The 24,281-nt window shown below is 72.6% G+C and carries 21 protein-coding genes; 13 read left to right on the plus strand and 8 right to left on the minus strand.

Features of this window, described 5'->3' with window-relative positions; translation table 11 throughout:
• Positions 1–9: 9 nt before the first annotated feature.
• The gene (locus tag B0I32_RS24895; RefSeq protein ID WP_106243717.1) at positions 10–699 is read right to left on the minus strand and encodes a TetR/AcrR family transcriptional regulator; all 690 of its coding nucleotides are present in this window, start codon (positions 697–699) and stop codon (positions 10–12) included.
• A 164-nt stretch (positions 700–863) separates the two neighbouring features.
• On the opposite strand from B0I32_RS24895, the gene B0I32_RS24900 reads away from it, so the two are divergent.
• Entirely contained in the window at positions 864–1,235 is a 372-nt protein-coding gene (locus tag B0I32_RS24900) for a DoxX family protein (protein ID WP_106243719.1), read from the plus strand.
• A gap of 14 nt (positions 1,236–1,249) precedes the next feature.
• Here the strand turns inward: B0I32_RS24900 and B0I32_RS24905 are convergent, their stop codons facing one another.
• Positions 1,250–2,722 carry an SLC13 family permease gene (locus B0I32_RS24905; RefSeq protein WP_106243721.1) on the minus strand — a complete coding sequence of 491 codons (1,473 nt, stop codon included), beginning with the start codon at positions 2,720–2,722 and terminating at the stop codon, positions 1,250–1,252.
• Between the two features lie 18 nt (positions 2,723–2,740).
• A complete protein-coding gene (locus B0I32_RS24910) occupies positions 2,741–3,928 on the minus strand; it encodes a CaiB/BaiF CoA transferase family protein (RefSeq protein ID WP_106243724.1) in 1,188 nt (395 codons plus the stop codon).
• Between the two features lie 110 nt (positions 3,929–4,038).
• On the opposite strand from B0I32_RS24910, the gene B0I32_RS24915 reads away from it, so the two are divergent.
• A complete protein-coding gene (locus tag B0I32_RS24915; RefSeq protein ID WP_181307751.1) occupies positions 4,039–4,923 on the plus strand; it encodes a LysR family transcriptional regulator in 885 nt (294 codons plus the stop codon).
• Here the strand turns inward: B0I32_RS24915 and B0I32_RS24920 are convergent.
• Positions 4,916–6,298 carry a 3-hydroxybutyrate oligomer hydrolase family protein gene (locus B0I32_RS24920; protein ID WP_106243728.1) on the minus strand — a complete coding sequence of 461 codons (1,383 nt, stop codon included), beginning with the start codon at positions 6,296–6,298 and terminating at the stop codon, positions 4,916–4,918. The two genes, B0I32_RS24915 and B0I32_RS24920, sit on opposite strands and share 8 nt — an antisense overlap.
• A 301-nt stretch (positions 6,299–6,599) precedes the next feature.
• Here B0I32_RS24920 and B0I32_RS24925 point away from each other — a divergent pair, with 301 nt between their 5' ends.
• From B0I32_RS24925 to B0I32_RS24945, 5 genes are read left to right on the plus strand one after another with little or no spacing between them, the layout of a single operon-like run.
• The gene (locus tag B0I32_RS24925) at positions 6,600–7,397 is read left to right on the plus strand and encodes an ABC transporter ATP-binding protein (protein WP_106243731.1); all 798 of its coding nucleotides are present in this window, start codon (positions 6,600–6,602) and stop codon (positions 7,395–7,397) included.
• Positions 7,384–8,097 (plus strand): ABC transporter ATP-binding protein, encoded by a 714-nt coding sequence (locus B0I32_RS24930; protein WP_106243733.1) that lies wholly within the window; start codon positions 7,384–7,386, stop codon positions 8,095–8,097. The genes B0I32_RS24925 and B0I32_RS24930 overlap by 14 nt, the downstream gene beginning before the upstream one ends.
• Before the next feature lie 56 nt (positions 8,098–8,153).
• Positions 8,154–9,395 carry an ABC transporter substrate-binding protein gene (locus tag B0I32_RS24935; protein ID WP_106243735.1) on the plus strand — a complete coding sequence of 414 codons (1,242 nt, stop codon included), beginning with the start codon at positions 8,154–8,156 and terminating at the stop codon, positions 9,393–9,395.
• Between the two features lie 10 nt (positions 9,396–9,405).
• The gene (locus B0I32_RS24940; RefSeq protein ID WP_106243737.1) at positions 9,406–10,269 is read left to right on the plus strand and encodes a branched-chain amino acid ABC transporter permease; all 864 of its coding nucleotides are present in this window, start codon (positions 9,406–9,408) and stop codon (positions 10,267–10,269) included.
• Entirely contained in the window at positions 10,266–11,315 is a 1,050-nt protein-coding gene (locus B0I32_RS24945; RefSeq protein ID WP_106243739.1) for a branched-chain amino acid ABC transporter permease, read from the plus strand. Before B0I32_RS24940 ends, B0I32_RS24945 begins: the two co-directional genes overlap by 4 nt.
• On the opposite strand, the gene B0I32_RS24950 is transcribed toward B0I32_RS24945, so the two are convergent.
• From B0I32_RS24950 to B0I32_RS24965, 4 genes are all read right to left on the minus strand, one after another.
• The gene (locus B0I32_RS24950; RefSeq protein WP_106243741.1) at positions 11,227–13,158 is read right to left on the minus strand and encodes a helix-turn-helix domain-containing protein; all 1,932 of its coding nucleotides are present in this window, start codon (positions 13,156–13,158) and stop codon (positions 11,227–11,229) included. The genes B0I32_RS24945 and B0I32_RS24950 overlap by 89 nt on opposite strands.
• A 261-nt stretch (positions 13,159–13,419) precedes the next feature.
• On the minus strand, positions 13,420–14,082 hold the full coding sequence (locus B0I32_RS24955; protein WP_106243743.1) for a TetR/AcrR family transcriptional regulator: 663 nt from the start codon (positions 14,080–14,082) through the stop codon (positions 13,420–13,422).
• 280 nt (positions 14,083–14,362) lie between these two features.
• A complete protein-coding gene (locus B0I32_RS24960; protein WP_106243745.1) occupies positions 14,363–14,773 on the minus strand; it encodes a hypothetical protein in 411 nt (136 codons plus the stop codon).
• 51 nt (positions 14,774–14,824) lie between these two features.
• Positions 14,825–16,054: a serine hydrolase domain-containing protein gene (locus tag B0I32_RS24965; RefSeq protein WP_106243746.1), complete on the minus strand. Its 1,230-nt coding sequence runs from the start codon at positions 16,052–16,054 to the stop codon at positions 14,825–14,827.
• Positions 16,055–16,297: 243 nt separating this feature from the next.
• Between B0I32_RS24965 and B0I32_RS24970 the strand changes: the two genes are divergently transcribed.
• From B0I32_RS24970 to B0I32_RS24995, 6 genes are all read left to right on the plus strand, one after another.
• Positions 16,298–17,014, plus strand: coding sequence for a GbsR/MarR family transcriptional regulator (locus tag B0I32_RS24970; protein ID WP_106243748.1), 717 nt, complete (start codon positions 16,298–16,300; stop codon positions 17,012–17,014).
• 108 nt (positions 17,015–17,122) lie between these two features.
• The gene (locus B0I32_RS24975) at positions 17,123–18,109 is read left to right on the plus strand and encodes a threonine ammonia-lyase (RefSeq protein ID WP_106244343.1); all 987 of its coding nucleotides are present in this window, start codon (positions 17,123–17,125) and stop codon (positions 18,107–18,109) included.
• A 153-nt stretch (positions 18,110–18,262) separates the two neighbouring features.
• Positions 18,263–20,416, plus strand: coding sequence for an RNA polymerase recycling motor ATPase HelR (gene helR, locus B0I32_RS24980; protein ID WP_219912007.1), 2,154 nt, complete (start codon positions 18,263–18,265; stop codon positions 20,414–20,416).
• A 205-nt stretch (positions 20,417–20,621) separates the two neighbouring features.
• Positions 20,622–22,286: an FAD-binding oxidoreductase gene (locus B0I32_RS24985; RefSeq protein WP_245956012.1), complete on the plus strand. Its 1,665-nt coding sequence runs from the start codon at positions 20,622–20,624 to the stop codon at positions 22,284–22,286.
• Between the two features lie 63 nt (positions 22,287–22,349).
• Complete coding sequence (locus B0I32_RS24990; RefSeq protein WP_106243751.1) at positions 22,350–23,597, plus strand: sensor histidine kinase; 1,248 nt, start codon at positions 22,350–22,352, stop codon at positions 23,595–23,597.
• Positions 23,594–24,226, plus strand: a complete 633-nt coding sequence (locus tag B0I32_RS24995) for a response regulator (protein WP_181307753.1) — start codon at positions 23,594–23,596, stop codon at positions 24,224–24,226. Before B0I32_RS24990 ends, B0I32_RS24995 begins: the two co-directional genes overlap by 4 nt.
• The last annotated feature ends 55 nt before the right edge of the window (positions 24,227–24,281 follow it).

Here is a 24,281-nt window from a genome sequence, read left to right on the forward strand (position 1 = left end):
GCCGTCCGGTCAGCCCAGGGTGTGACGGGCGAGGCGGACCATGGCGCGATACAGGGCGGTCTGGCTGGGCGGTGGCGCCAGCGGCGGCAGCGGGGCGCCGGGGGTGGCGTAGGCGCGCAGCATCTGGCCGACAAGGCGGCGCCAGGTGTCGGGGGCCGCGCCGGCGGTGGCGGCGACGACGCCGGCGTTGGCCATCAGCAGGATGACGAGGTCGTCGGCGGTGAAGTCGGCGCGCAGGTGACCGCTCTCCTGAGCGCGGGCGATGATCGCCAGGAACCCTTCGTACGCCTCCGCGCGCCGCGCCTCCACGGCCTTGGCGGCCGGGAAGGACCTGGCCAGCACGTCGGCGAAGCCCCGGTCGGCGGCCTGCATGGCGCACACGGTCTCGATGAAGCCGGTGAAGCCGCGCCACGGGTCGGGGTCGGCCAGGGCCTGGGCGGTGGCGGCGGCGTAGGCGTCCATGCGGTCGGCGAAGACGGCGTTGATGAGTTCTTCGCGGCTGGCGAACCGGCGCGACAGGGTGGCCTTGCCGACGCCCGCCTCCCTGGCCACGCAGGCCATCGAGACGCCCAGCCCCTGTCCGGCGAACAGGCGGCGGGCCGCGGCCAGGATGCGGTCGCGGTTGCGTTCGGCGTCGGCGCGCAGTCCCGGTCCGGGCTGCCGGTCGTCGAGCGGGTCGGGGTCCGCGCTGCAGCTCATGTCTCCACTCTACCCAAGTGGAACGGTCTACCCACTTTGTCGCGGGACGTGGCATGATAAACCGGGCAGGCCGTTCCACTTACGTGGTGGACGAGGGCTCAACGTGCCCGAGCGCTGTCGTCGCACCGGATTCGCCGCACCCCCGACCATCAAGGAGATCCCCCGTGAACGTCGTCCTGTGGATCGTGCAGATCGGCCTGGCCGCGATGTTCGTCATGGCCGGCGTGATGAAGTCCACGCAGCCCAAGGAGAAGCTGGCCCCGAGGCTGCCGTGGGTGGACGACTTCTCCGCCGGCACCGTCCGCTTCATCGGCGTCGCCGAGCTCGCGGGCGGGCTGGGACTGGTCCTGCCCGCGCTCACCGGCATCGCCACCGTGCTGACTCCGCTCGCCGCGGCCGGCCTGGCGCTGACGATGGTGCTGGCCGCGGTGGTCCACGCCCGCCGCAAGGAGCCGTCCGGGATCGCGATCAACGCGGTCCTGTTCCTGATGGCGGCGTTCGTCGCCTGGGAACGGTTCGGCCCGTACGCCTTCTGACGGCCGTTCCCCTGTCACCACCAGCCGAAGGCGGCCCAGGTGAGGACGGGGGCGACGACGATCGAGATCAGCCCGTACACGAGCAGCTGGCGGAACAGGCGGGCCCGGGCCGAGGGCTCGGCGGCGCCGAGGATGAGGCCGCCGGTGATGCCGAGCGGGTTGAGGTCGACCAGCACCGAGGCCAGGGCGACGGCGAGCACCCCGCCGACCGGGGAGACACCGGCGGCCACCAGCGGCGGCAGCAGCGGCATGACGGTCGCGAACACCGCGATGGAGCTGGCGGCGAAGGAGGTGATCCCGGCGACGTAGCAGAGCACCAGCAGGCTGAGCAGCGGCGAGCCCGCCACCCCGAGCAGCTCGCTGATCTGCTTGAACGCGCCCAGGTGCTGCATCAGGCCCACGTACGTGAGCAGGCCGCCGATCAGCAGGACCACGTTCCACGGGATCCTGGAGACGATCGCGCCGAGCGGCAGCCGGAAGGCCAGCTGCAGCACCAGGGCGGCGGTGAGGCCGAGATAGCCGACGTTCATGTCGAAACCGACGGACAGGACGACGACGGCGGCCATGCACAGCAGCGTGAAGGCCCGCGTTCCGGAACCCGGGTCTCGTGTCGCCGCCGCCGTGGGTGCGACCGTCACGGTCGCGGTGCCGGAAGTGGCGCCGGAAGCCGTGTCGCCGGAAGTGGCGCCGGAGGTGGTGGTGCCGGACGCGGACTCGAGGCCGGTGGAGCCGGGCCGGGCGGCCGGCTCGGCGGTCCCGGACGCGGGAGCGGGGCCGGCCGGGTCGGTGGTGCCGGACGCGGGAGCGGGGCCGGCCGGGTCGGTGGCGCCGGGCGCGAGCGGCGCGGCCGTGGCCGGGACGGAGGCGCGGCCCCGGGGGATGCCGCCGGTGAACCGGCCGACGACCAGGCAGCCCGCGCACACGACCAGCCCCGCCAGCAGCCCCCCGGCCAGGAACGTCACCGGCGCCGACCCGGGCAGGTCGATGCCGAGCTTGTCGCTCAGCGAGCGCGCGGTGACCCCGTACACGGCCAGCGGCGACAGCAGCCCGCTGATGATGCCGGTGACGCCCAGGACGGCGGCCAGCATCGGCGAGATCCGGTACCTGGCGGCGAAGCCGAGGGCGATGGGGGAGACGATGGCGGTCGCGGCGGCGGGCAGGGTGCCGGCCGCGGTGAGCACGGCGCCGATGGCGAACGGCGCCAGCGCGATCAGCACGAGCCGGCCACCAGCGGCCCGCAGCAGCACGTCCAGTAACCAGTCGAGGGTCCCGTTGAGCTGCGCGACCGCGAACAGCGCGGTGATGCCGACGATGAGCACGAAGAAGTCGGCCGGGAAGAAGCCCGTCACGTCGTTCGTCGGGACGCCGGCCGCGAGCCCGAGCAGGAACGCCGCCGCCAGGGCGCCGAGGCCGAGGTCGAAGCCGGGGATCAGGGTCGCCGCGAGCAGGGCGGCCAGCACGATGATGGACAGGGTGGCCATGGTCATGGGCACGCCTCTTTCGGGTCAGACCACTCCTCGGTGGCGCAGGTCATGGATCTCCGGCTCGGCCAGCCCGGCGAGGTCGCGGAGAACGTCGGCGGTGTGCTCGCCCAAGGCGGGCGCGGCGCCGCCGATGGTCGGGTCGAACCCCGAGAAGCGCCCGGCCGGGGCCTGCATGAGCCGCGGGCGGCCCGTCCTGGCGTCCGGCACCTCCACGATCGAGCCGCGGGCCCTGATGTGCGGGTCGGCGCAGATGTCGGCGGCGGAGTTGACCGGCCCGGCGGCCACGCCGGCCTCGGTGAGCAGGGACATGAGCGGTTCGAGGTCGTGGGCGGCGACGAAGGCGGCGACCCTGGCCTCGATCTCCTCGCGGTGTTCCAGCCGGGCGGTCATGGAGTTGTGGACGGCGAGGTCGCCCGCGTCCATGACGGTGACCAGCCGGCGCCACATCTGCTCGGTCGAGGCGGGCAGGGCCAGCCAGCGGCCGTCGCGGGTGCGGTAGAGGTCGTTGGGGCTGATGTGCGGGTTGCGGTTGCCCTGGCGTTCGCGGGTCTCGCCGGTGACGCCGTACTCGACGACGAAGTCCTCCATCATCCGCAGCAGCGGCTCGTACAGGGGGATGTCGGCGAGCTGGGCCTGGCCGGTGAGGTCGCGCTGGCGCAGCGCGAGCATGGCGGCGAACGCGGCGTAGATGCCGGTCACGCCATCGGCCACGGGATAACCGGCGAAGACGGGCGGCCCGTCGGGGGTGCCGGTGCGGTGGGTCAGGCCCGCGAACGCCTCCGCGACGCGGGCGAAGCCGGGCCGGTCGGCGTACGGGCCGGTCCTGCCGAACGCGCTCACCTGGATCATCACCAGATCGGGCCGGTAGGCGCGCAGGTCGTCGAAGTCGATGCGGAACCGGCGCAGCGTCGAAGGGCGGAAGTTGGTCACCACGATGTCCACGGCCGCGGCCAGCCGGCCGACCAGCGCGGCCGCCTCGGCGTGGTGCAGGTCGATCGTGACGCTGCGCTTGCCGCGGCCGATCATCGACCAGGCGGCCGACTCGCCGTCCTCCAGGGGCGGGTAGTGGCGAGCCGGATCGCCCGTGGCGGGATGCTCGACCTTGATCACCTCGGCGCCGAACTCGCCGAGCAGCGCGGACGCGAGCGGCCCGGCCAGGATCGTCGACACGTCCAGGACACGCACTCCGCTGAGCGGACGGTCAGCCACTTGGTATTCCTTTCACCTCGGCTTCATCGGCCACGATCGCGCGCCGTCGGAGCGACGGGAAGACGTGGAAGCAGTTCACAGGTGAAAGGTTCTGCCTTTATGGTGGCCGCGTGCGGGTGGAACGGGCCCGGTATTTCCTGGCCGCCGTCGAGACGGGGTCGCTGCGCGCGGCGGCGGCCCGGTGCGGCGTGAGCCAGCCCGCGCTCGGGCAGCAGATCGCGCTGCTGGAGGAGGAGCTCGACGTCGTGCTGCTCACCCGCAGCCGGCACGGCGTGCGCCCGACCCCGGCCGGGCAGGCGCTGATCGAGCCGCTGCGCCGGCTGGTGGCGGCCGAGGAGGCGGTGCGCGAGTCGGCGATGGAGTCGAGCGGCACCTACCGGGGCCGGGTGCAGATCGGCGGCGTCACGGTGACCGTGGAGACCATCATCGCGCCGGTCGTGGGCCGGTTGCGGCAGTACCACCCGGGCCTGCGGTTCGCGGTCCGCGAGGGGGCGTCGGCCGCCGTCGAGGCCGACGTGCTCGACGGCGCGCTCGACTTCGGGGTGGTCACCATGCCGGCCGGGCCGCCCGCGCCCGGGTTGCGCCGGATCCCGCTCATCTCCGCGCCCGTCGGCGCGTACGTGCCTACGGATCATCCGCTGGCCGGGCGGGACCGGATCCAGTGGCGCGACCTCGCGACCTGGCCGATCGTCACCATGCGGGCGGGCACCGTGATGTGGGAGACGCTGCACCGCCACGTGCCCGCGCCGGACGTCGTGGTGCAGGCGATGTCGGCGCGGACCGTGAAGGTGATGGTCGGCCAGGGCGCCGGGGTGGGCATCCTGGCCCGGTTCGACACCTCGGCCGACATCGCGGACGTGGTCTGGCTGCCGCTGTCCGACGCCGAACCCGTCCACCTGTGCCTGACGCAGCGTCAGGACAGCCGGCCCTCGCCCTCCGCCCTCATCGTCAGGCGGCTCATCAGGGCCAGGGCCGGCGAGCTGGCGGTCAGCTGATCGAGCAGGTGTTGGCCACGTCGCCCGAGGTCTGGCGCGGGATGGTGGCGCTGGGAGGCGGCTGCTGCTGCCCGGCCGTCCAGCGTTCCAGCGCCTCGAACGCGGTCCGCATGCACGGCAGCAGGGGCCGCATCCGGTCGGGGAACATGTCGTACTCGATGTCGAGGTGGGAGGCGCCCTCGATCCGGTAGTAGCGGTGCTTGGCGGCCCGGCCCTGCGCGCGCACCGACTTGGCGTACGCGTCGCCGTGCACCTTGATCGGCAGCAGCGTGTCCAGCGTTCCATGCACGGTGATCAGCGGCTTGCCGATGCGGCCGGTGTGCGAGGCCCGCTTCACCGCCTGGTGCACGCTCTTCGGCCGCGCGTAGAAGTCGTAGTCGGCGTCACAGTTCGGCGTGCCGCTCTGGCAGAACGGGATGCCCGCGTCGAGGTCGCCGTCGAAGTCCGGGTCGAGCTCCTCGCGGACTTTGCGCTGGGTGGCGTCCCACAGGATGCGGTAGTTGAAGTCCCACAGGAACTCCGAGCCGGGGGCGAAGCCGGCCCGCAGCATCGCGGCGTGCGCCTCGGGGTCCCCGGTCGCCGCGTACTTGGGATATTCGCGCAGCGCCACCGGCAGGTAGGTCAGCGCGTTCGGCCGGCCGTCCGGCGGCCAGAAGGTGCCTTCCGAGTCGACGCCGCCGTCGTACAGCTCGGGGTGGTTCTCCAGGGCCCAGCGCACGAGCTGGCCGCCGTTGGAGATGCCCATCGCGTACGTCTTGCGCAGCTTCTTCCCGTAGTGGCGGGCCACGGTCACCCTGGCCGCGACGGTGACCTCGATCATCCGCCGGTACCACTCGGTGATGGCGTCGCCAGGGCGCTTCCCGTCCTTGTAGAACTCCAGGTCGACGTTGCCCTTGTCGGTCGAGGCGTAGGCGTAGCCCTTGGCCAGCACCCAGTCGGAGATGGTGAAGTCGTTGGCGTACTGGCGGCGGTTGCCCGGCGCTCCCGCGACGACCAGCCCGCCGTTCCACCGCTCGGGCAGCCGGATGACGAACTGCGCGTCGTGGTTCCAGCCGTGGGTGGGGTTGCTGGTGGAGGTGTCGTCGAAGTAGCCGTCGATCTGGATCCCCGGCACACCGCTCGGGTTGCGGGTGGCCGTCGAGTGCAGCCCCGTCCAGTCGGCCGGATCGGTGTGTCCCGAGGCGGTCGTGCTGGCGGTGGTCAGGTCGTCCAGGCAGGCGGCGACCTGGTGCCGGGCACCCGGTACGTGCAGACTGCCCAGGCGGCCGCAGCGGGCGTCGGCCGGCGCGGCGGAGGCCACCGGCGCCAGGGGGAGAGCCAGGAACGTGGCCACCAGGGCCGGGAGGAGGGCGGATCTGCGGAACGGAAAAGACATGTGCGACTCCCATCGGTCAGGCCGTGGTGGACGCCATGGTGATCGACGGCGGCGGGCGCGGCGACGTATGCGGTCGCCACTGTTCCCCGGCTACCTGTGGACACGTCCTCCACCGCCGCGCCGCCGGCGAGCCGGCCGGACCGGTGGCGGGCGTCACGGAGGAGTCCGCCCGCCGAAGAGGTGTGTACCACCGCACATCGGGCGGGACGAATGTGGAGGCACGTCACCTGGTCCCCCGTCCTGGCCGCCACCTAGCGTTCACGGTGTTCCAGCTCACCTTGTGAGTCGTGAGGAGGGGTGCATGGGCGAAGGTCCCGCGGCGGGCCCGCACGATGCCGGATCCGTCCCCGTCCTGCGGGCGCGAGGACTGGTCAGGGAGTTCCGCGGCTTCCGCGCCGTGGACGGCGTCGACCTGGACGTGGCCGAGGGCAGCGTGCACGCCCTGGTGGGACCCAACGGCGCCGGCAAGACCACCCTGTTCAACCTGCTCACCGGATTCCTCAGGCCGACCGCGGGCAGCGTCGTGATCGACGGCCACAAGGAGCTGGTCGGGCGCACCCCCGAGGCGATCAGCCGGCTGGGTTTGGCGCGCTCGTTCCAGATCACCAGCCTGTTCGCCGAGCTGACCCCGCACCAGCACCTGGAGCTGGCCCTGGCCGGGCCGACCGGGCTCGGCTGGCGCTTCTGGCGCTCCGACCGGGCGCTGGCCCGCTTCACCGCCCCGGCCGCCGAACTGCTCGCCCGGGTCGGGCTGGCCGGCCACGGCGACGTGCCCGCGGGCTCGCTGTCGTACGGACGCAAAAGAGCCCTGGAACTGGCGCTCGCCCTGGCCCTCGACCCCAAGGTGCTGCTGCTCGACGAGCCGACGGCCGGGATGGGCGCGGAGGACGTGGACCGCACCATCGAGCTCGTCCAGGAGATCCGCGCGGGCCGCACCGTGGTCATGGTGGAGCACAACATGAACGTGGTCGCCAGCCTCGCCGACCGGGTGACCGTGCTGCAGCACGGCAAGGTGCTGGTCGAGGGGCCGTACGCCGAGATCCGCCACGACCCTCGCGTCATCACCGCCTACCTGGGGGACTCCGATGTTGCGCGTTGACGGACTGTCCGCCTGGTACGGCGAGGCGCAGGCACTGCGCGAGGTGTCGATGCGGGTCGACGAGGGTGAGATCGTCACCCTCGTCGGCCGCAACGGCGCCGGCAAGACCACCCTGCTGCGCTGCCTGATGGGCCTGCACGGGACCTACGGCAGGACCATGGGCACGATCTCCGTCTCCGGCGTCGACGTCACCGGGCTGCCCCCGCACGCCAGGGCCCGCCGCGGCCTCGGTTACGTCCCGGACGACCGCGGCATCTACGCCACCCTGTCGGTGGAGGAGAACCTCATGCTCGCGCCCGTGGTGAAGAGCGGCGGCGGCCCCGAGCCGTGGCCGCTGGAGCGCGTGTACGAGACGTTCCCGCACCTGAGGGAGCGGCGCCGCTCGCCGGGCACGACGCTGTCGGGCGGCGAGCAGCAGATGCTCGTGCTCGCCCGGGTGCTGCGCACGGGAGCCAGGCTGCTGCTGTGCGACGAGCCGACCGAGGGCCTGTCGCCGCTGTTCGTCCAGCGCATCGGCGAGATCCTGCGCGAGGTCAGGGAGGCGGGCACGACGGTGCTGCTGGTCGAGCAGAACGTGCACTTCGCCGCCTCCGTCGCCGACCGCCACTACCTGCTCGCCGAGGGCCGCATCGTCGAGTCGCTGGACCGCGACCAGGTACGCGAACGCGAGCACCAGCTACTCGAATACCTCGGAATCTGACGACCGCCACCCAGTGACAGAACGGCCGAGCGCCCGGGAACAGAGGAGATGCCGTAATGCGAATCACGGGCTGGAGCGGCGGGCTGGCCGCCGCCGGGCTGCTGCTGGCCGGCTGCGGAGGCGGGCCGGGCGGCGGCGGAGGAGCGATCAGCGACGGCGGGGTGACGCTGGCCGTGCTGAACGACCAGTCGGGCATCTACGCCGACACCTCGGGCCGCAGTTCCATCGAGGCGGTCAAGATGGCCGTGGACGACTACAAGGCCAAGTACGGCGACAAGGCGGTGGCCACGAAGATCGAGGTGACCGGCGCCGACCACCAGAACAAGCCCGAGATCGCCAACTCCAAGGCGCAGGAGCTCTACGACCGCCAGCACGCGGACGTGATCCTCGACGTGCCCACCTCGTCCGCCGCGCTCGCCGTCGCCACCGTGGCCAAGAACAAGAAGAAGGTGTTCATCGACGTCGGCGCCGCCAGCACCGAGCTGGAGGGCAAGTCGTGCAACAAGTACACCTTCCACTACGGCTACAACAGCTACATGCTGGCCCACGGCACCGGCACGGAGGTCACCAAGGCCGGCGCCAAGAACTGGTACATCGTCTACCCGGACTACGCGTTCGGCCAGGACATGACCAAGACGTTCAGCGCGGCCATCAAGGGAGCCGGCGGCTCCGTGGTCGGGTCCGACCCGACCCCGTTCCCCAACGACAACTTCTCCACGTTCCTGCTCAAGGCGCCGGGGCTCGACCCCAAGCCGCAGGTGCTCGGCACCATGCACGCCGGCGGTGACCTGGTCAACCTGGTCAAGCAGTACAACGAGTACAAGCTGCGCGACAAGAACGTCACGCTGGCGATCGGGCTGCTGCTGCTCAGCGACATCCACTCGCTCGGGCCCGACGCCCTGGCCGGCACCCGCTACACCACCATGTGGACCTGGAACTTCGACGAGAAGACCAGGGCCTGGGCGGACAGGTTCCAGGCCAAGCTGAACAAGCGGCCGACCGCCAACATGGCCGCCAACTACTCGGCCGCCCTGCAGTACCTGGAGGCCGTGCAGCGGGCCGGCACCGACAACGCCGACAAGGTGGTCGCGCAGCTGGAGGGCCAGAAGGTCGAGGACATGTTCGTCCGCAACGGCACCATCCGCGCCCAGGACCACCTGCTGCTGCACGACTCCTACCTGGCGGAGGTCAAGGGATCCGCCGACGTCAAGGAGCCGTACGACTACGAGAAGGTGCTCAACACCATCCCGGCCGCTGAGGCGTTCCAGCCGCAGCCCGACCCGGCGTGCAAGCTGTAGGCGGCAGGACGTGCTCCAGCAAGCGTTCAACGGGCTGGTGGGCGGGTCGTTCTACGCCCTGCTCGCCCTCGGCCTGGCCGTCATCTTCGGCATGCTCGGCGTGGTCAACCTCGCGCACGGCGCGTTCTACATGCTCGGCGCGTTCGGGGCGTTCATCGCGCTCGACGCGTTCGGCCTGAACTTCTGGGTGGCACTGGTGCTGGTGCCGCTGCTGCTCGGCGTGGCCGGCGCCGTGCTGGAGCGGCTGTTCGTGCGGCGGCTGACGCCGCTCGACCCGCTCTACAACTTCCTGTTCACCTTCGGGCTCGCGCTCATCCTCCAGGACCTCGTCCGGCGCGAGTACGGGGTGAACTCCCAGCCCTACCCCCGGCCGCCCGAGCTGGCCGGCACGGTCGACCTGGGGCTGTTCACCTACCCGGCCTACCAGGTGTTCGTGCTGGCGGTGTCGGCGCTGATGTGCGTCGCGGTGTGGGTGGTGCTCACCAGGACCCGGGTGGGCATGATCGTCCGGGCCGCGACCGAGCGGCCTGAGCTGACCAGGGCGCTCGGCATCGACGTCGGCCGCTGGGTGACGCCGGTGTTCGGCTTCGGGATCGCGCTGGCCGCGTTCGCCGGGGTGCTGGCCGCGCCGATGCGCGCGGTCAACCCGCTGATGGGCGCCGACCTGATCATCACCGTCTTCGCCGTGGTCGTGATCGGCGGGCTCGGCTCGGTGTTCGGCTCGGTCGCCGCCGGGTTCGCCGTCGGGCTGGTGTCGGCGCTGGGCAACCTGTACGTGCCCGCGCTCTCCCAGATCACGGTGTTCATCCTGATGGCCGCCGTGCTGCTGTGGCGCCCGGCCGGGTTGTTCGGACGTGAGGAGGCGTACCGGTGATCTTGTCCAGGCTGGCCCGCTCGGGCCGGGGCGGGATCGTGCTCCTGGTGCTCGGGCTGCTGGCCGCCCTCGTCCTGCCGTGGCTGATCTATCCGCCGGTCGCGCTGGACATCGCCTGCTGGGCGCTGTTCGCCGCCGCCGTGGACCTGCTGCTGGGCTTCACCGGGCTGCTGTCGTTCGGGCACGCCGCGTTCTGGGGCGGGTCGGCGTACTGCACGGGGCTGATCGTGCTGCACGGCGGGATGCCGTTCCCGGTGGCGATCATCGGCGGCGCGCTGTTCGCGGCGCTGCTGGCGCTGCCGATCGGCCTGCTGTCGGTCCGGCTGACCGGCATCTACTTCGCCATGGTCACCCTGGCCTTCGCCCAGATGATCTACTTCGTGGCCAACCAGTGGCGCGACGTCACCGGCGGCGAGAACGGGCTCCAGGGCATCCCCCGCGAGTTCCTCGGCCTCGACCTGTCCGATCCGTTCTTCTTCTACTACGCGGGGCTGCCGTTCGTGCTGGCCGGGCTGTTCGCCGCGTGGCGGATCGTGCGCTCGCCGTTCGGCCGGGTGCTGGTGTCGATCCGCGACAACCCGGCCCGCGCGCGTGCCCTCGGCTATCCCGTCGAGCGCTACCGGCTGCTGGCCTTCGTCCTGTCAGCCGCGCTGGCGGGCACGGCCGGCGGCGTCTTCGCCATCGGCCACGGCTTCGCCGCGCTCGACGGGCTCTACTGGACCACCTCGGGCCAGGTGGTGATGATGGTCATCCTCGGCGGCATCGGCACGCTGTGGGGCGGGGCCATCGGCGCCGCCATCGTCGTCCAGCTCCAGGACTTCCTCGCGACCGCCGGGTTCGAGGGCGTCGGCATCGTCACGGGCTCGATCTTCATCGTGATCGTGCTGCTGTTCCGGCGCGGCATCTGGGGGACGGCCCGGCACCTGCTGATCTCCCGGCGGCAGGCCGATCCGCCGGTCAGCCCCGCAGCCGGTGCAGCCGAAGAGCCAGTTGAATCTCCAGAGCCCGCTCCGGCTCCTGCCAGTCCTCACCCAGCAGGCGACTGACCCGGTGCAGGCGCTGGTGCACGGTGTTGATGTGGACGTGCAGCCGCTCGGCGGTCTTGGACAGGCCGCACCTGCTGCTGAAGTACGTCTCCAGCGTCCTGACCAGGGACGTGCCGCGCCGGGCGTCGTAGTCGAGCACCGGGCCCAGCGTCGAGTCCAGGAAGCCGCGCGCGTCGCGGTGCGTGCCGATCAGCAGGCCGACGAAGCCGAGCTCGCGGGCGTCGGCGCCGTCGTCCAGCCGGTCGAGGGCGAGCAGCGTGTCGGCGCAGCGCCGCGCCTCCTTGTGCGCGGCGGGGACGCCGGTGAGGTCGCGGATCGGCCCGGCCGCGCCGACCGTCACGGGCGCGGCCAGAGCCGCGCCCAGCTCCTTGGCGACGCGGCGCGCGGTCTCGCCCGGCGCGTCGCCCGGCAGCAGCAGGACGACCTCCTCGCCGCGGGCCGCCGCCAGGCCGTGCGCCGCCGCCGCGTGCGCGGCCGCCCAGAAGGCGGCCCGGCCGCGATGCCTGGGGGAGGTGTAGCGGGCCGACAGCATCACGTACGAGGCGTCCGCGTCCAGCCCGGCCCGGCGCATGCGCGCCTCCAGCGCCGCCGACCCCTCCACGCGGCCGTCCAGCAGGTCGTCCAGGAGTTCGCCCTGCACCCGCGCCTCGGCCTCGGCCGCGCTGCACCGCAGCAGCAACAGCAGCGCGGTGACCAGCGCGGCCCGTTCCAGGATGCGCCGGTCGGCGTCGCCGAGCTCCGCCTCGGTGCGTAGCACCAGCGCGCCGAGCACCTCACCGGGGGTCGCGATCGGGGTGACCCACAGGTCGCCGTGCCTGGTCGTGCCGCCCCGCGTGTGCACGGAGCCGGCCACGGCCATCGCGGCGGAGATCTCGTCCTCGGCGAGCGGCACCTGATCGCCCGACACGGCCAGGCACCGGCCGTCGGCGTCCAGGACGTGCAGCGCCCCGCCCAGCACCTCGGTGACCACCGCGGCCACGTCGCCGGCGTCACCGCCCCTGACGACCAGGGCGGTCATCCGGTCGTGCGCCTGGGCGGCCCGCTCGATCGCCGCGCAGCGCGCCCGGATCCTCCCGTTGACCTCCTCCTGTTCCGCCAGCGCCGTACGGGTCCGCTCCAGCAGCCGCGCGTTGTCCACGGCCAGCGCCGCGTGCGCCGCCAGTGAGCCCAGCAGCACCGCCTTCTCCGGGGCGAACGGCCGCTGGCTGCGGTTGGCCGCGTACAGCACGCCGACCACCCGGCTGCCCAGCCGCATCGGCACGCCCAGGATCGCCACCAGCGCCTCCTCGGCCACCGCCGCGTCGATGAAGGCGCGGTGCCGGAACTGCGGATCCGCCGCGTAGTGGTCGGTGCTGTACGGCATCGCCGTCTGCGCCACCAGCCCGCCCAGCCCGTCGCCCAGCGGGACCCGCAGCCGCCGGAAGGCCGCCGAGATCGACCCGTCGGTCATCCGCATGCGGGTCTCGCCGCTCTCGTCGTCGTTCAGCGTCACGTACGCGACGTCCGCGTTGAGCAGCCGCCTGGCCCGGCGTACGACCGTCTCCAGGATCGCGTCCAGGTCGCGCAGCGCGGCCAGGTCGCCCGCCAGGTCGAACAGCGCGGTCAGCTCGGCCTCGCGGCCGGCCTGCCGCCGCAGGTCCGCGCTCACCCGCAGCGCCGTCAGCTTGGCGGCCTCCAGCTGCGCCAGCGTCTCGGGCGGCGCGCCCGCCGCGCGGGCCGAGAGCACCGGCTCCTCGAACTCGGCGGGCGCGGCCTCGCGGGCCAGCAGGTCGAGGAAGACGGTGCTCGATGCGAGGGGCGCGGGGGGAGCGAAGGGGGACTGCACGGTCAATGGCACGGTCATCGGTGCATCCGTCCATGTGCGGTGGGTCGGCGCTGGTCGGGGCGCGGGTACGGCATGGTCACGCATGCGGGCGGGGAACGGCGGGCCGTCCGCGTGAGAGGGTGGTCAGGTCCTGCGTCAAGGCATGCAAGGGGGCCTCCAGAGCACCACGGGCCGGGGTCTGATCGGGAGTCCGCCGAGGTTACTAAGCGCATAGTCAGGCTGTGAGCGGTCGCTTGTCAACCGGTCCGGCACAGCCCGTGCCGATTCCCCGGCCGCGCGTCAGCCCGGGGCGAGCAGCTTCATGGACAGGTCGGCGTAGAACTCGCCGAGCTGCTCGGGCGAGTCGGGGCCGTCCAGCCGATACCACCGGACCAGGTCTATGGCCAGCGACAACATCGCCCGCGTGACCCTCGTGACGTCGACCTTCGCGAACGACCCGTCGGCCACGCCGCGCGCGACCGCGCCCCTGAAGTAGCCGTTGGTCTGGTGGCGCAGCTCCACGATCTCGCCGTAGTGCTCGGGCGTCAGGCCGTGCAGCTCGATCTGGCAGACGCGGGCGGTCACGTGGTGGCGGGCGTGCCAGACGGTGTACGCCGAGACGATGGCGCGCAGCCGTTCCGCGGAACCGTCCAGGCCGGTGATGGAGGGATCCCTGACGTGCGCCAGGACCCGTTCGTGACCGGCCCTGACGATCTCGTACAGGACCAGTTCCTTGGACGGGAAGTGGACGTAGAGCGCGGCCGGGCTGAGCCCGACGCACTCGGCGATGTCGCGCGTGGTCGTGGCGTGGAAGCCGTTCGCGGCGAAGCAGCGCACGGCCGACGACAGCAGCCGGCGCTGCACCTCCCCCAGGTCGTCTCGCCACAGCTCGGGGGAGTGGTCCCGCAACCGGGAGTCGTCCGCCAGGTCCTGCGCGGTGAATCGGGCCTGCCGTCGGGCCATCTTCGATCCTCGTCCCCTTCGACCCCGAGTGCGTGGTCTCGATGCCGCCCGCGCTGCCCACCGGACATGCCGGCCACGATGAGGGGGTGGCCCGCCGCGAGTCTCTTGGTCACTCGCATTCTAGGGCTGACTATGCGCTTAGTCACCGGCGATATGTGACATGCCTGCATACGATACGGCGGAGCACTGCCGGAGTGCTCCGCCGCGGGGAACGCGAGAGTGACGGGACGGGTGGTGCGCCGGGGACGAAGGCGATGGACCGGGCGGGCCGGCACCCTGGTCAGGCGGCGTCGAGAGCCTCGGTGATCTTGCGGATCATGTCGGCCACCGCGGGGCTCGGCTGACGGCCCCCGTCGGTGTGGGTGGCCGCCTCGACGGCGACGAGGACGGTGTGGCGATAGTTGTCCGCCTCCGCCGAATCCCGCTCCTTGAGCAGGCTCATGGCCGCGGTCAGGGCGGGCAGCACGTGGTCGGCGATGGCGGCCACGGACTTGCCGCTCAGGTCCATGCCCCCCGACTTGTCGGCGAGCACGTGGCCGATCGGGCCGGTGGCGGAGTACAGGGCGATGGAGCCCTTGGTGGCGACCTGGTGCGGGCTGCCCGCGGTGTCGGCGGCGGCCAGCAGCGTGACGGCGCCGTACGCGGCGGTGCGCAGGGTCAGCTTGTCGTGGTCGGTGAAGGTGATGGTCATCGCGGGTGTGCTCCTTCTACGGGGTGTACGTGGACGGGGGTGGGACGGCGGTCAGTCGTCGATCGCCTGGTAGAGGGTGGTCCAGAAGTCGTGGATGAGCTGGGCCGGGTCCGGGACGGACATGCCGACCTGGGTGAGCAGGATGCCGGTGAGCTGCTTGGCCGGGTCGGCGTAGGCCGTGGTGCCGCTGCCGCCGTCCCAGCCGAACTGGCCGACGGAGGCGTAGTCGCCGCGGTGGGTGCGCACCGCCATGCCGAAGCCCCAGCCGCCGTGCTGGCCCTGGCCGAAGGACACGTGCACGTTGTCGGTCGCCATGGCATGCCGGGCGGCCTGCTGGGCGGGGGTGAGCCGGTTGGTGGTCATCAGCTCGACGGCCGGCCGGGACAGGATCCGCTCGCCCTCGTGCGTGCCGCCGTTCAGCAGCATGCGGAAGTAGGCGTGGTAGTCGTCCACGGTGGAGACCAGCCCTCCGCCGCCGCCCTGGAACGCCGGCGGCTTGCTGTGGCGCCCGCCCTCGGCCTCGTCCCACACGTGGAACTCCCCGGTCGAAGGGTCGGGGGCGTAGAGGACCGGCAGCCGGTCGATCTTGTCCGCGTCCAGGTGGAAGCCGGTGTCCTTCATCCCCAGCGGGTCGAAGACGCGCTCGCGCAGGAACGTCTCGAACGTCTGGCCGGTGACCCTGGCGACCAGGACGCCGAGCAGGTCGTTGCTGATCTGGTACTGCCACTGCTCGCCCGGCTGGCGCATCAGCGGCAGCGTGCCGAGGCGGCGCATCCACTCGTCCGGCTCGGGCATCGGCTCCGGCAGGTTGGGCGTGAGCCCCTGCTCGAAGATCGCGTTCATGATCGGGGTGCCCAACGACGTCATGTCCATGCCGAGGCCGAACGTGGAGGTCAGCAGGTCGCGGACGATGATCGGCCGCCGGGCCGGCACGGTGTCGTCGAGCGGGCCGTCGATCCGCTTCAGCACCCGCCGGTCGGCGAGTTCGGGCAGCCACTGCTGCACGGGATCGTCGAGCCGCAGCCGGCACTCGTCGACCAGGATCATCGCCGCGGCCATCGCGACCGGCTTGGACGTGGACGCCATCCGGAAGATCGTGTCCCGGCGCATCGGCGGGCCGCCGTCGTGGCGCATGGTCCCCAGCGCCTCGACGTGCGTCTCGCCGCCCCTGCTGACCAGGGCGACCAGGCCGGGGATCTTGCCGGACTCGACCCGCCGGGCCAGCACGTCGTGCAGCCTGCGCAGCCCGCTGACGGAGAATCCGCCGTTGCTCTGTTCCATCGCGAATCTCCTCAAGGATGTTTTGGAATCGCTGAACAACCATGAAGGTACATTGCGTTCACGAAGTCGTCAACAAGCAAAAGCGAGCGTATAACCTGTAGATACGCATCATAATTCTGATCTTTGCAATGATTGAGACGGTGAACGCAATGGCCGGATCCGAGCAGGTATTGCAATGAGGTGCGAGTGAACGCATACTGTGCAGCGGAACGCGCACGTCGGACAGACAGGAGCCGAGCACCGATGCCCGGAGGCAGACTCACCGGCCAGGACCGCCGGCACATCGCGACATGGCTGGCGGAGGGCCTCGGCTACGCGGAGATCGGCCGCCGTCTCGGCCGGCCCGCCTCGACGATCATGCGCGAGGTCACCAGGAACGGCGGCCCAAGCGACTACGGCGCGGACCGCGCGCACGAGGCCACCCGGCACCGGGCCCGCCGCCGCAAGCAGCCGCAGCCGCAGTCGCCGCAGATCCCGGACGGCGGCCACGGCCGCGACCCCCAGGCGGTCCAGGACTTCACCGAGTCCTTCACCGATCTCCTCGTCGGGCAGGGCCTGCCCCGGATGGCGGCCAGGGTCCTGGCCTGCCTGTACGTCACCGACGCCGGCAGCCTCACCGCCGCCGACCTGGTGCAGCGGCTGCGCATCAGCCCGGCCTCGGTCTCCCACGCCGTCACCTTCCTCGAACAGCAGGGCATGCTCAGGCGCGAACGGACCCCCGGCGGGCGCCGCGAACGCTACGTCACCGACGACGACATCTGGCTGCGTTCCATCCAGGCGTCCGTACAGATGAACGAGGCGCTGACGGCCGCGTCGCAGCGGGGCGGCGAGATCCTCGGGCCCGGCACCCCGGCGGGCGCCCGCTTCGAGACCGCCGCCGAGCTGCTGCTCCTCGTGAGCGGGGCACTCAGGCAGGCCATGGAGCAGTGGCGGCAGAACATGGCCGCGCGGGGGCGCTGAGGGGGTGGGCGGACGACGCCGGGAGCGTGGCGGACGGTGCTGAGGGGGTGGGCGCATGACGCCGGGAGCGTGGCGGACGGCGCTGAGCCCGTGGCATACTCCGTCACCATGAGGGACCTTGATCGCGTTCGCCTGCGGCTCGATCGGGTCCGCGCGGCGGCCGGCGAGATCGATCCGGTGTTCCTCGACACGCCGTCGCTGCCGTGCGCGCCGCTCGGCCAGGCGCTCGGATGCGCGGTGACGCTGAAGGTCGAGACGCTCAATCCGGTACGGAGCTTCAAGGGCCGCGGTACGGAGACCGTGGCGGCCCAGGCCCGCAGGCAGGGCGCGACGCGCATGGTGTGCGCGAGCGCGGGCAACCTCGGACAGGCGCTGGCCCACAGCGGCGCACGCAGGGGGCTCGACGTCACCGTGGTGGCCGCGACCACGGCCAACCCGCTCAAGCTGCGCCGGATCGCCGACCTCGGCGCGGAGGTGCGGCTCGAAGGCGCCGACATCGAGGACGCCCGGCTGCTGGCCCGCGAGCTGGCCCAGGCCGGCGGCGCGTACCTGGTCGAGGACAGCCTGGACCTGGCGACCTGCGAAGGCGCCGCCACCATCGGACTCGAACTCGTCCGCGACGATCCCGAGCTCGACGTCGTCCTCGTCGCCCTCGGCGGCGGGGCGCTGGCCGGCGGCGTGGGCTACGTCGTCCGCTCCCTCGCCCCGCACGCCGAGGTGATCGGCGTCCAGCCCGCCGGCGCGCCCGCCATGGCGCTGTCGTGGCGGCGGGGCACGGTCGTCGAGACCGACCACATCGACACGATCGCCGACGGCGTCGCCGGGCGCTGCCCGATCCCCGAGGTGCTCGACGACCTGCTCGTGGTGCTGGACGACGTCGTGCTCGTGGAGGAGGAGTCGATCAAGGCCGGGATGCGCGCCCTCTACGAGCACGCCGGGCTCGTCGTCGAGCCGTCCGCGGCGCTCGGGATCGCCGCCGTGCTGGAGCGGCCGGAGCGCTTCGCCGGGCGGCGCGTCACCACGATCCTGTGCGGCAGCAACGTGGTGCCGGCCGACTTCGCGCGGTGGGTCCTGGAACCGGCCGCACGCGCCTGACACGAGGGCGGCGCTGAGGGTTCGGAAACGGGAAAGGAGGAGAGACCACTCCCTTCCACTCTCAACGTATAGCGCACAGGGGGGCTTGCCACAAGGCCCCGGTCATGGCGCAGAATCGGCGGCCGAGGCCGACAGCTGCGCAAACGGGAGTCAATGACTGTGAACCACCTGACCATCAGCGCGTTCGACCTTCCCGCCCGGCTCGCCCCCAAGGCGGACCCGGCGCTGATCGCCCGGGACGAGGAGCGGTTCGCGGCCATCGCCGAGAGCCTGGAAGCGTCGATCGCCGAGTTGTCCGCCCGCCTCGACGCCGAGCGGAAGGCGCCCGGCGGGCTCGGCAGGCAGGCGATGGACCGGGACCTGGAGGTGCACCGGCTGACCGCCCGCCTGCGCGCTCTGCGCCGCTTCGGCCTGGACCTGTGTCTCGGGCACATGGTCGGCGCGGACGACTCCGAGCCCGTCTACATCGGCCGGCTCGGCCTGACCGACAGCGCGGGGCGGCGGCTGCTGCTCGACTGGCGCTCACCCGCCGCCGAGCCGTTCTTCGGCGCCACCCACGCCAACCCGATGGGCCTGGCCAGCCGCCGCAGGTACCGCTGGACCCGCGGCCGGATCAGCGACTACTGGGACGAGGTGTTCACCCCCGACGGGATCGAGGGACACGCCGCGCTCGACGACCAGTCCGCCTTCATCGCCAGCCTGAGCGGCAGCCGTTCGGCCCGGATGCGGGACGTGCTCGGCACCATCCAGGCCGACCAGGACGCCGTCATCCGCGCCGGATCGCGCGGCGCCCTCGTCGTGGACGGCGGCCCCGGCACGGGGAAGACCGTCGTCGCCCTGCACCGTTCCGCCTACCTCCTCTACTCCGATCCCCGTCTCGGCCACCGCAGGGGCGGTGTGCTGTTCGTCGGCCCGCACCAGCCGTACCTGGCGTACGTGGCCGACGTCCTGCCCAGCCTCGGGGAGGAGGGCGTACAACTTTGCACCTTGCGCGACCTCGTCGCCGAGGGCGCCACGGCGGCGATCGAGAGCGACCCGGAGGTGGCCCGCCTGAAGTCGTCCGCCGAGATGGTGAAGGCGATCGAACCGGCCGTCAGGTTCTACGAGAACCCCCCGGCCGAGGGGATGACGGTCACCACTCCCTGGTCCGACCTCTGGCTGAGCCCCGAGGACTGGGCCGAGGCGTTCGAGGCGGCGGAGCCGGGCACGCCGCACAACGAGGCGCGCGAGCAGATCTGGGAAGAACTGCTCACGATCCTGATCGACAAGCGCGAGGAGGACGTTCCGGACGGCCTGCTGCGCACGTCGCTGCTGCGCAACAGGGAACTGCGCACGGCCTTCAACCGCGCCTGGCCGCTGATCGAAGCCGCGGACCTCGTCGGGGACCTGTGGTCGGTGCCCGCCTACCTGCGGATGTGCGCCCCCTGGCTCAGCCCCGACGAGGTCAGGCGGCTGCGACGTCCGGACGCCCAGGCCTGGACGGTGTCCGACCTGCCGCTCCTGGACGCGGCCAGGCAACGGCTCGGCGACCCGGAGGCGTCCCGGCGCCGGCGCCGGCACCAGGCCTCCCTCGCCGCCGAACGCGAGCGCATGGACAAGGTCGTCGACGCCCTGATCGAGGCCGACCCCGACGGCGAGGGCCTGGTGACCATGCTGCACGGGGAGGACCTGCGCAACAGCCTGATCGAGGAGGGCACGCCGCCCGGCACCGAGCCCGACCTGCTCGCCGGGCCGTTCGCGCACGTCGTCGTGGACGAGGCCCAGGAGCTGACCGACGCGGAGTGGCAGATGCTGCTGCTGCGCTGCCCGTCCAGGAGCTTCACCATCGTCGGGGACCGGGCCCAGGCCAGGCACGGCTTCACGGAGTCGTGGCGGGAACGGCTGGAGCGGATCGGGCTCGACCGGATCGAGCTGGCCTCACTCAGCATCAACTACCGCACGCCCGAGGAGATCATGGCCGAGGCCGAGCCGGTCATCAGGGCCGTGCTGCCCGACGCCAACGTGCCTGCCTCCATCCGCGCCGCCGGCGTCCCCGTCGGGTACGGATCCGTCGCGGAGCTGGGCCCGATCCTCGACGCCTGGCTCGCCGAGCACGCCGACGGGACCGCCTGCGTCATCGGCGATCCCACGTTCCAGGAGACGCCCCGCGTCCGGTCACTGACCCCCGAGCTGTCGAAGGGCCTGGAGTTCGACCTGGTCGTCCTCGTCGATCCGGAGCGGTTCGGGGAGGGCGTCCAGGGAGCGGTGGACCGGTACGTCGCGATGACCAGGGCGACCCGTCGACTCGTCGTCCTCACCGGCTCCTGACGCCTGCTCAGCGGTGGTGCGAGCCGTCCGCGCGACCGCACCTTCAAGGCCCTGGCGACCGGCCGATCGGTGGAGGCGGGTCAGCCGTCCGGTGGAGCGGCGGTTCAGCCGCCGTACCGGGCGCTCGGCCGATGTGCGGGCGGCCGCGGCGCTGGGACGGTGAGGGCACCCCGGTCCTCTGGGGACCGGCGCCGAAAGGATGGGCATGAGTCAGTCGGAGCGAGACCAGGTGAGCCGCCGCAGGCTGCTGGCCGGCGCGGGAGTCGTGGCGGGCGGCGCGCTGGGCGCGGAGGTGACGGGTATGGCGATGGCGGACGCGGTCGCGAACGCCACCGGCTCGGCCGGTGGAGCCCTCGGGCCGGGCGGCGCGGCGGAGTTCGGGCCGGTGCGGATCCGTCCCGGCGACCCCCGCTACGACGGGCTGCTGCGCGGCAACAACTTCCGCTTCGCGGGCCGGCCGGACGAGATCCGCGTGGTCGGCTCGACCGACCAGGTGGTGCGCGCGGTGACGGAGGCGGTCCGCGCCGGACGGCGGATCGCGGTGCGCAGCGGCGGCCACTGCTTCGAGAACTTCACCGCCGACCCGGCGGTGCGCACGCTGATCGACCTCTCCCCGATGGACGCGGTCGGCTACGACCCGAAGATGAAGGCGTTCGCGGTGGAGCCGGGAGCCACGCTCGGGCAGGTCTACCGGACCCTGTTCAAGGGCTGGGGCGTGACGATCCCCGGCGGCGGTTGCCCGGCTGTGGGCGCGGGCGGGCACTTCGCCGGCGGCGGGTACGGCGCGCTGTCGCGCCGGTACGGCTCGGTGGTGGACCACCTGTACGGCGTGGAGGCCGTCGTGGTCGGCGCGGACGGCGCCGCCCGCGCGGTGGTCGCCACCCGCGAACCCGGTGACCCGAACCGCGACCTGTGGTGGGCGCACACCGGCGGTGGCGGCGGCAACTTCGGCGTGGTCACCAAGTACTGGCTGCGCTCGCCCGGCGCCACCGGCTCGGACCCGGCCGGGCTGCTCCCCGCCTCCCCCGCGGAGATGCTCGAACGCGTGGTCGCCTGGGCGTGGGAGGGCATGACCGAGGCGGCGTTCACCCGGCTGGTGCGCAACTTCGGCACCTGGCACGAGCACAACAGCGCGCCGGGCTCGCGCTCCGCCGGCGTCTACGCGATCCTGCTGCTGTCGCACCGCTCCGCCGGATACCTCTCGCTGGCCGTGCAGATCGACGCGGACCTGCCCGGCGCGGACGGCCTGGTGAACGAGTTCGTCGCCGCGGTGACCGCGGGCACGGGCCTCGCTCCCATCGTCGACACCCGGGGGACGACGCCGTGGCTGCACCGGATGACCTGGCCGGGCACCGGCGAGGCCGGCGACGCGACCGCCCGCCGGTACAAGAACAAGGCCGCCTACCTGCGCAGGTCGTTCACCGACCGGCAGCTCGCCGCCGTCCACCGCAACCTGACCGCCGCCACCGGGAACGACCGTTCCGGCCTGCTGCTCATCGGGTACGGCGGCCAGGTGCGCGCGGTCGCGCCCGAGGCCACCGCGGTCGCCCAGCGCGACGTGGTGATGAAGGCGGTCTACTACACGACGTGGGCCGACGCGGCCGACGACGCGAGCAGCCTGGCCTGGGTGCGCGGCTTCTACCGCGACGTGTACGCCCGCACCGGAGGCGTGCCGGTGCCCGGCGAGGTCGACGACGGCTCGTACATCAACTATCCCGACGTGGACCTGATCGACCCGGAGTGGAACACCTCCGGCGTTCCCGGGCGCACCCTCTACTACAAGGACAACTACCCGCGCCTTCAGCGGATCAAGGCACGCTGGGATCCGCGCGGCGTCTTCCGGCACGCGCTCAGCGTCGAACTGCCCTGAGACGGGCCCGCCGGGCGCGGCTAGGTTGTGGGCAGGGACACGAGTGCGGGAGGAGCGCGGCGCATGGACGGTGCGGTCACCCGCCTGCCGCCGGTGGTGACGGGCGTCGTGCCGTACGCCCTGCTGGCGGTTCTGGCGGTCGTCACGGTGCCGATCAGGTGGGCGCATGGCACGTCCCCGGCCGTGGACCTGGCTCTGTGCGCGCTGACGGCGGTGTGGATGCTGGGCGGCTTCACGCTGCGGCCCGCCTGGCGGGAGCGCCCGCCGGCGATGGCGGTGTTCTTCGCCGGGCTGGTCGTGATCATGATGGTGCTGGTGGTCAGGGCGCCGTGGTTCGGGTTCTTCACGCCCGCCGGCTACATCTTCGCGTTCGAGGTGCTGCCCTGGCCGTGGCGGCAGGTCGGCGTCGCGTCGGTCGCGGTGGTGGCGGGTACGGCGCAGTCGTACGCGGTGGACATGAGCACCGTCATGGGACTGGTCACGTACGCCGCCGTGGTGGCCGCGAACGCGATCCCCATGTGCGCGTTCGCCTGGCACGCCCGGCGCGACGACCGGCGCAACGAGGAGCGCCTGCGCGCGCTCGAAGAGGCGCGCGAGGCCAACCGCAGGCTGGAGGAGACCCTGGCGGAGAACGCCGCCCTGTACGAGCGGCTGGTGGCGCGGGCCAGGGAGGCGGGCGTGCACGACGAGCGGCAGCGGATGGCCAGGGAGATCCACGACACGCTCGCGCAGGGCTTCACCGGCATCATCAGCCAGCTCCGCGCGGCCGAGCAGGCCGGCGACGACCCGGCGGACCGGCGCCGCCACCTCGCCGCGGCGGCCGGGCTGGCCAGGGAGAGCCTGTCGGAGGCGCGGCGCTCGGTGGACGCGCTGCGCCCCGAGCCGCTGCGCGCGGCCCGGCTGGAGGAGGCGCTGGCGAGCGTGGCAGGCCGCTGGTCGGACCTGCACGGCGTTCCGGTACGGGTCACGACGACCGGCACGGCGCGGTCGATGCCGCCGGAGGCCGAGGTCGCGCTGTTGCGGGCCGCGCAGGAGGCGCTGGCCAACGTGGCCAAGCACGCCGGGGCGACTCGTGTGGGGCTGACCCTGTCATACCTGGAGGACGAGGTGGCGCTGGACGTGCGCGACGACGGAAGCGGCTTCGACCCGGCCCGGCTCGGGGGCGACGCCGCCCGCGCCGGATTCGGGCTGGAGGCGATGCGGCAGCGGATCGAGGGGCTGTCCGGCACGTTGGCGGTCGAGTCGGAGCCGGGCGCCGGCACGGGCATCTCGGCCCGCGTGCCCGCCGCGCGTGAGGAGGCCTGCCCGTGATCAGACTGCTGGTCGTCGACGACCATCCGGTGGTCAGGGACGGGTTGAGCAGCATGTTCGCCCGCGAACCCGACTTCGAGGTGGTCGGCGAGGCCGGCGACGGGGCCGAGGCGGTCCGGCTGGCCAGGTCGCTGCGGCCCGACGTGATCCTCATGGACCTGCGCATGCCGGGCACGGACGGCCTCGGCGCGATGCGGGAGCTGGCGCAGGACGGGGGTGGGGCGCGGGTGCTGGTGCTGACGACGTACGACACCGACAGCCACGTGCTGCCCGCGATCGAGGCCGGCGCCACCGGCTACCTGCTCAAGGACGCGCCCCGCGACGAGCTGCTGCGCGCGGTCCGGGCCACGGCGCGGGGCGAGGCGGTGCTCGCGCCGTCGGCGGCGGCGCTGCTGATGAGCCGGGTCCGCTCGTCCGCCACCGGGCCGCTCAGCCCGCGCGAGCTCGAAGTGCTCCAGCTTGTGGCCGCCGGGGCCACCAACCGGGAGGCGGCGGCGAAGCTGTTCGTCACCGAGGCCACGGTGAAGTCGCATCTGCTGAACATCTACGGCAAGCTCGGCGTCGGCGACCGGGCAGCCGCGGTCACCGAGGCGTTCAACCGGGGCCTGCTCGTCCCGCGCTCCCCCTGAGCGGTCCCGCGTTCTCCCTGAGCGGTCCCGCGTTCCCCTTGAGAGGTTGTCGGGT

The sequence above is a fragment of the Nonomuraea fuscirosea genome (genome assembly GCF_003001935.1).
GTDB classification, from domain to species: Bacteria; Actinomycetota; Actinomycetes; order Streptosporangiales; family Streptosporangiaceae; genus Nonomuraea; species Nonomuraea fuscirosea.

Coding starts and splice junctions, on each gene's coding strand:
- helR (WP_219912007.1), top strand. CDS start 18,263: ATGACTGTGAACCACCTGACCATCAGCGCGTTCGACCTTCCCGCCCGG.
- B0I32_RS24935 (WP_106243735.1), top strand. CDS start 8,154: ATGCGAATCACGGGCTGGAGCGGCGGGCTGGCCGCCGCCGGGCTGCTG.
- B0I32_RS24960 (WP_106243745.1), bottom strand. CDS start 14,773: ATGACCATCACCTTCACCGACCACGACAAGCTGACCCTGCGCACCGCC.
- B0I32_RS24955 (WP_106243743.1), bottom strand. CDS start 14,082: ATGGCCCGACGGCAGGCCCGATTCACCGCGCAGGACCTGGCGGACGAC.
- B0I32_RS24930 (WP_106243733.1), top strand. CDS start 7,384: ATGTTGCGCGTTGACGGACTGTCCGCCTGGTACGGCGAGGCGCAGGCA.
- B0I32_RS24895 (WP_106243717.1), bottom strand. CDS start 699: ATGAGCTGCAGCGCGGACCCCGACCCGCTCGACGACCGGCAGCCCGGA.
- B0I32_RS24970 (WP_106243748.1), top strand. CDS start 16,298: ATGCCCGGAGGCAGACTCACCGGCCAGGACCGCCGGCACATCGCGACA.
- B0I32_RS24985 (WP_245956012.1), top strand. CDS start 20,622: ATGAGTCAGTCGGAGCGAGACCAGGTGAGCCGCCGCAGGCTGCTGGCC.
- B0I32_RS24990 (WP_106243751.1), top strand. CDS start 22,350: ATGGACGGTGCGGTCACCCGCCTGCCGCCGGTGGTGACGGGCGTCGTG.
- B0I32_RS24975 (WP_106244343.1), top strand. CDS start 17,123: ATGAGGGACCTTGATCGCGTTCGCCTGCGGCTCGATCGGGTCCGCGCG.
- B0I32_RS24905 (WP_106243721.1), bottom strand. CDS start 2,722: ATGACCATGGCCACCCTGTCCATCATCGTGCTGGCCGCCCTGCTCGCG.
- B0I32_RS24925 (WP_106243731.1), top strand. CDS start 6,600: ATGGGCGAAGGTCCCGCGGCGGGCCCGCACGATGCCGGATCCGTCCCC.
- B0I32_RS24965 (WP_106243746.1), bottom strand. CDS start 16,054: ATGGAACAGAGCAACGGCGGATTCTCCGTCAGCGGGCTGCGCAGGCTG.
- B0I32_RS24920 (WP_106243728.1), bottom strand. CDS start 6,298: ATGTCTTTTCCGTTCCGCAGATCCGCCCTCCTCCCGGCCCTGGTGGCC.
- B0I32_RS24950 (WP_106243741.1), bottom strand. CDS start 13,158: ATGACCGTGCCATTGACCGTGCAGTCCCCCTTCGCTCCCCCCGCGCCC.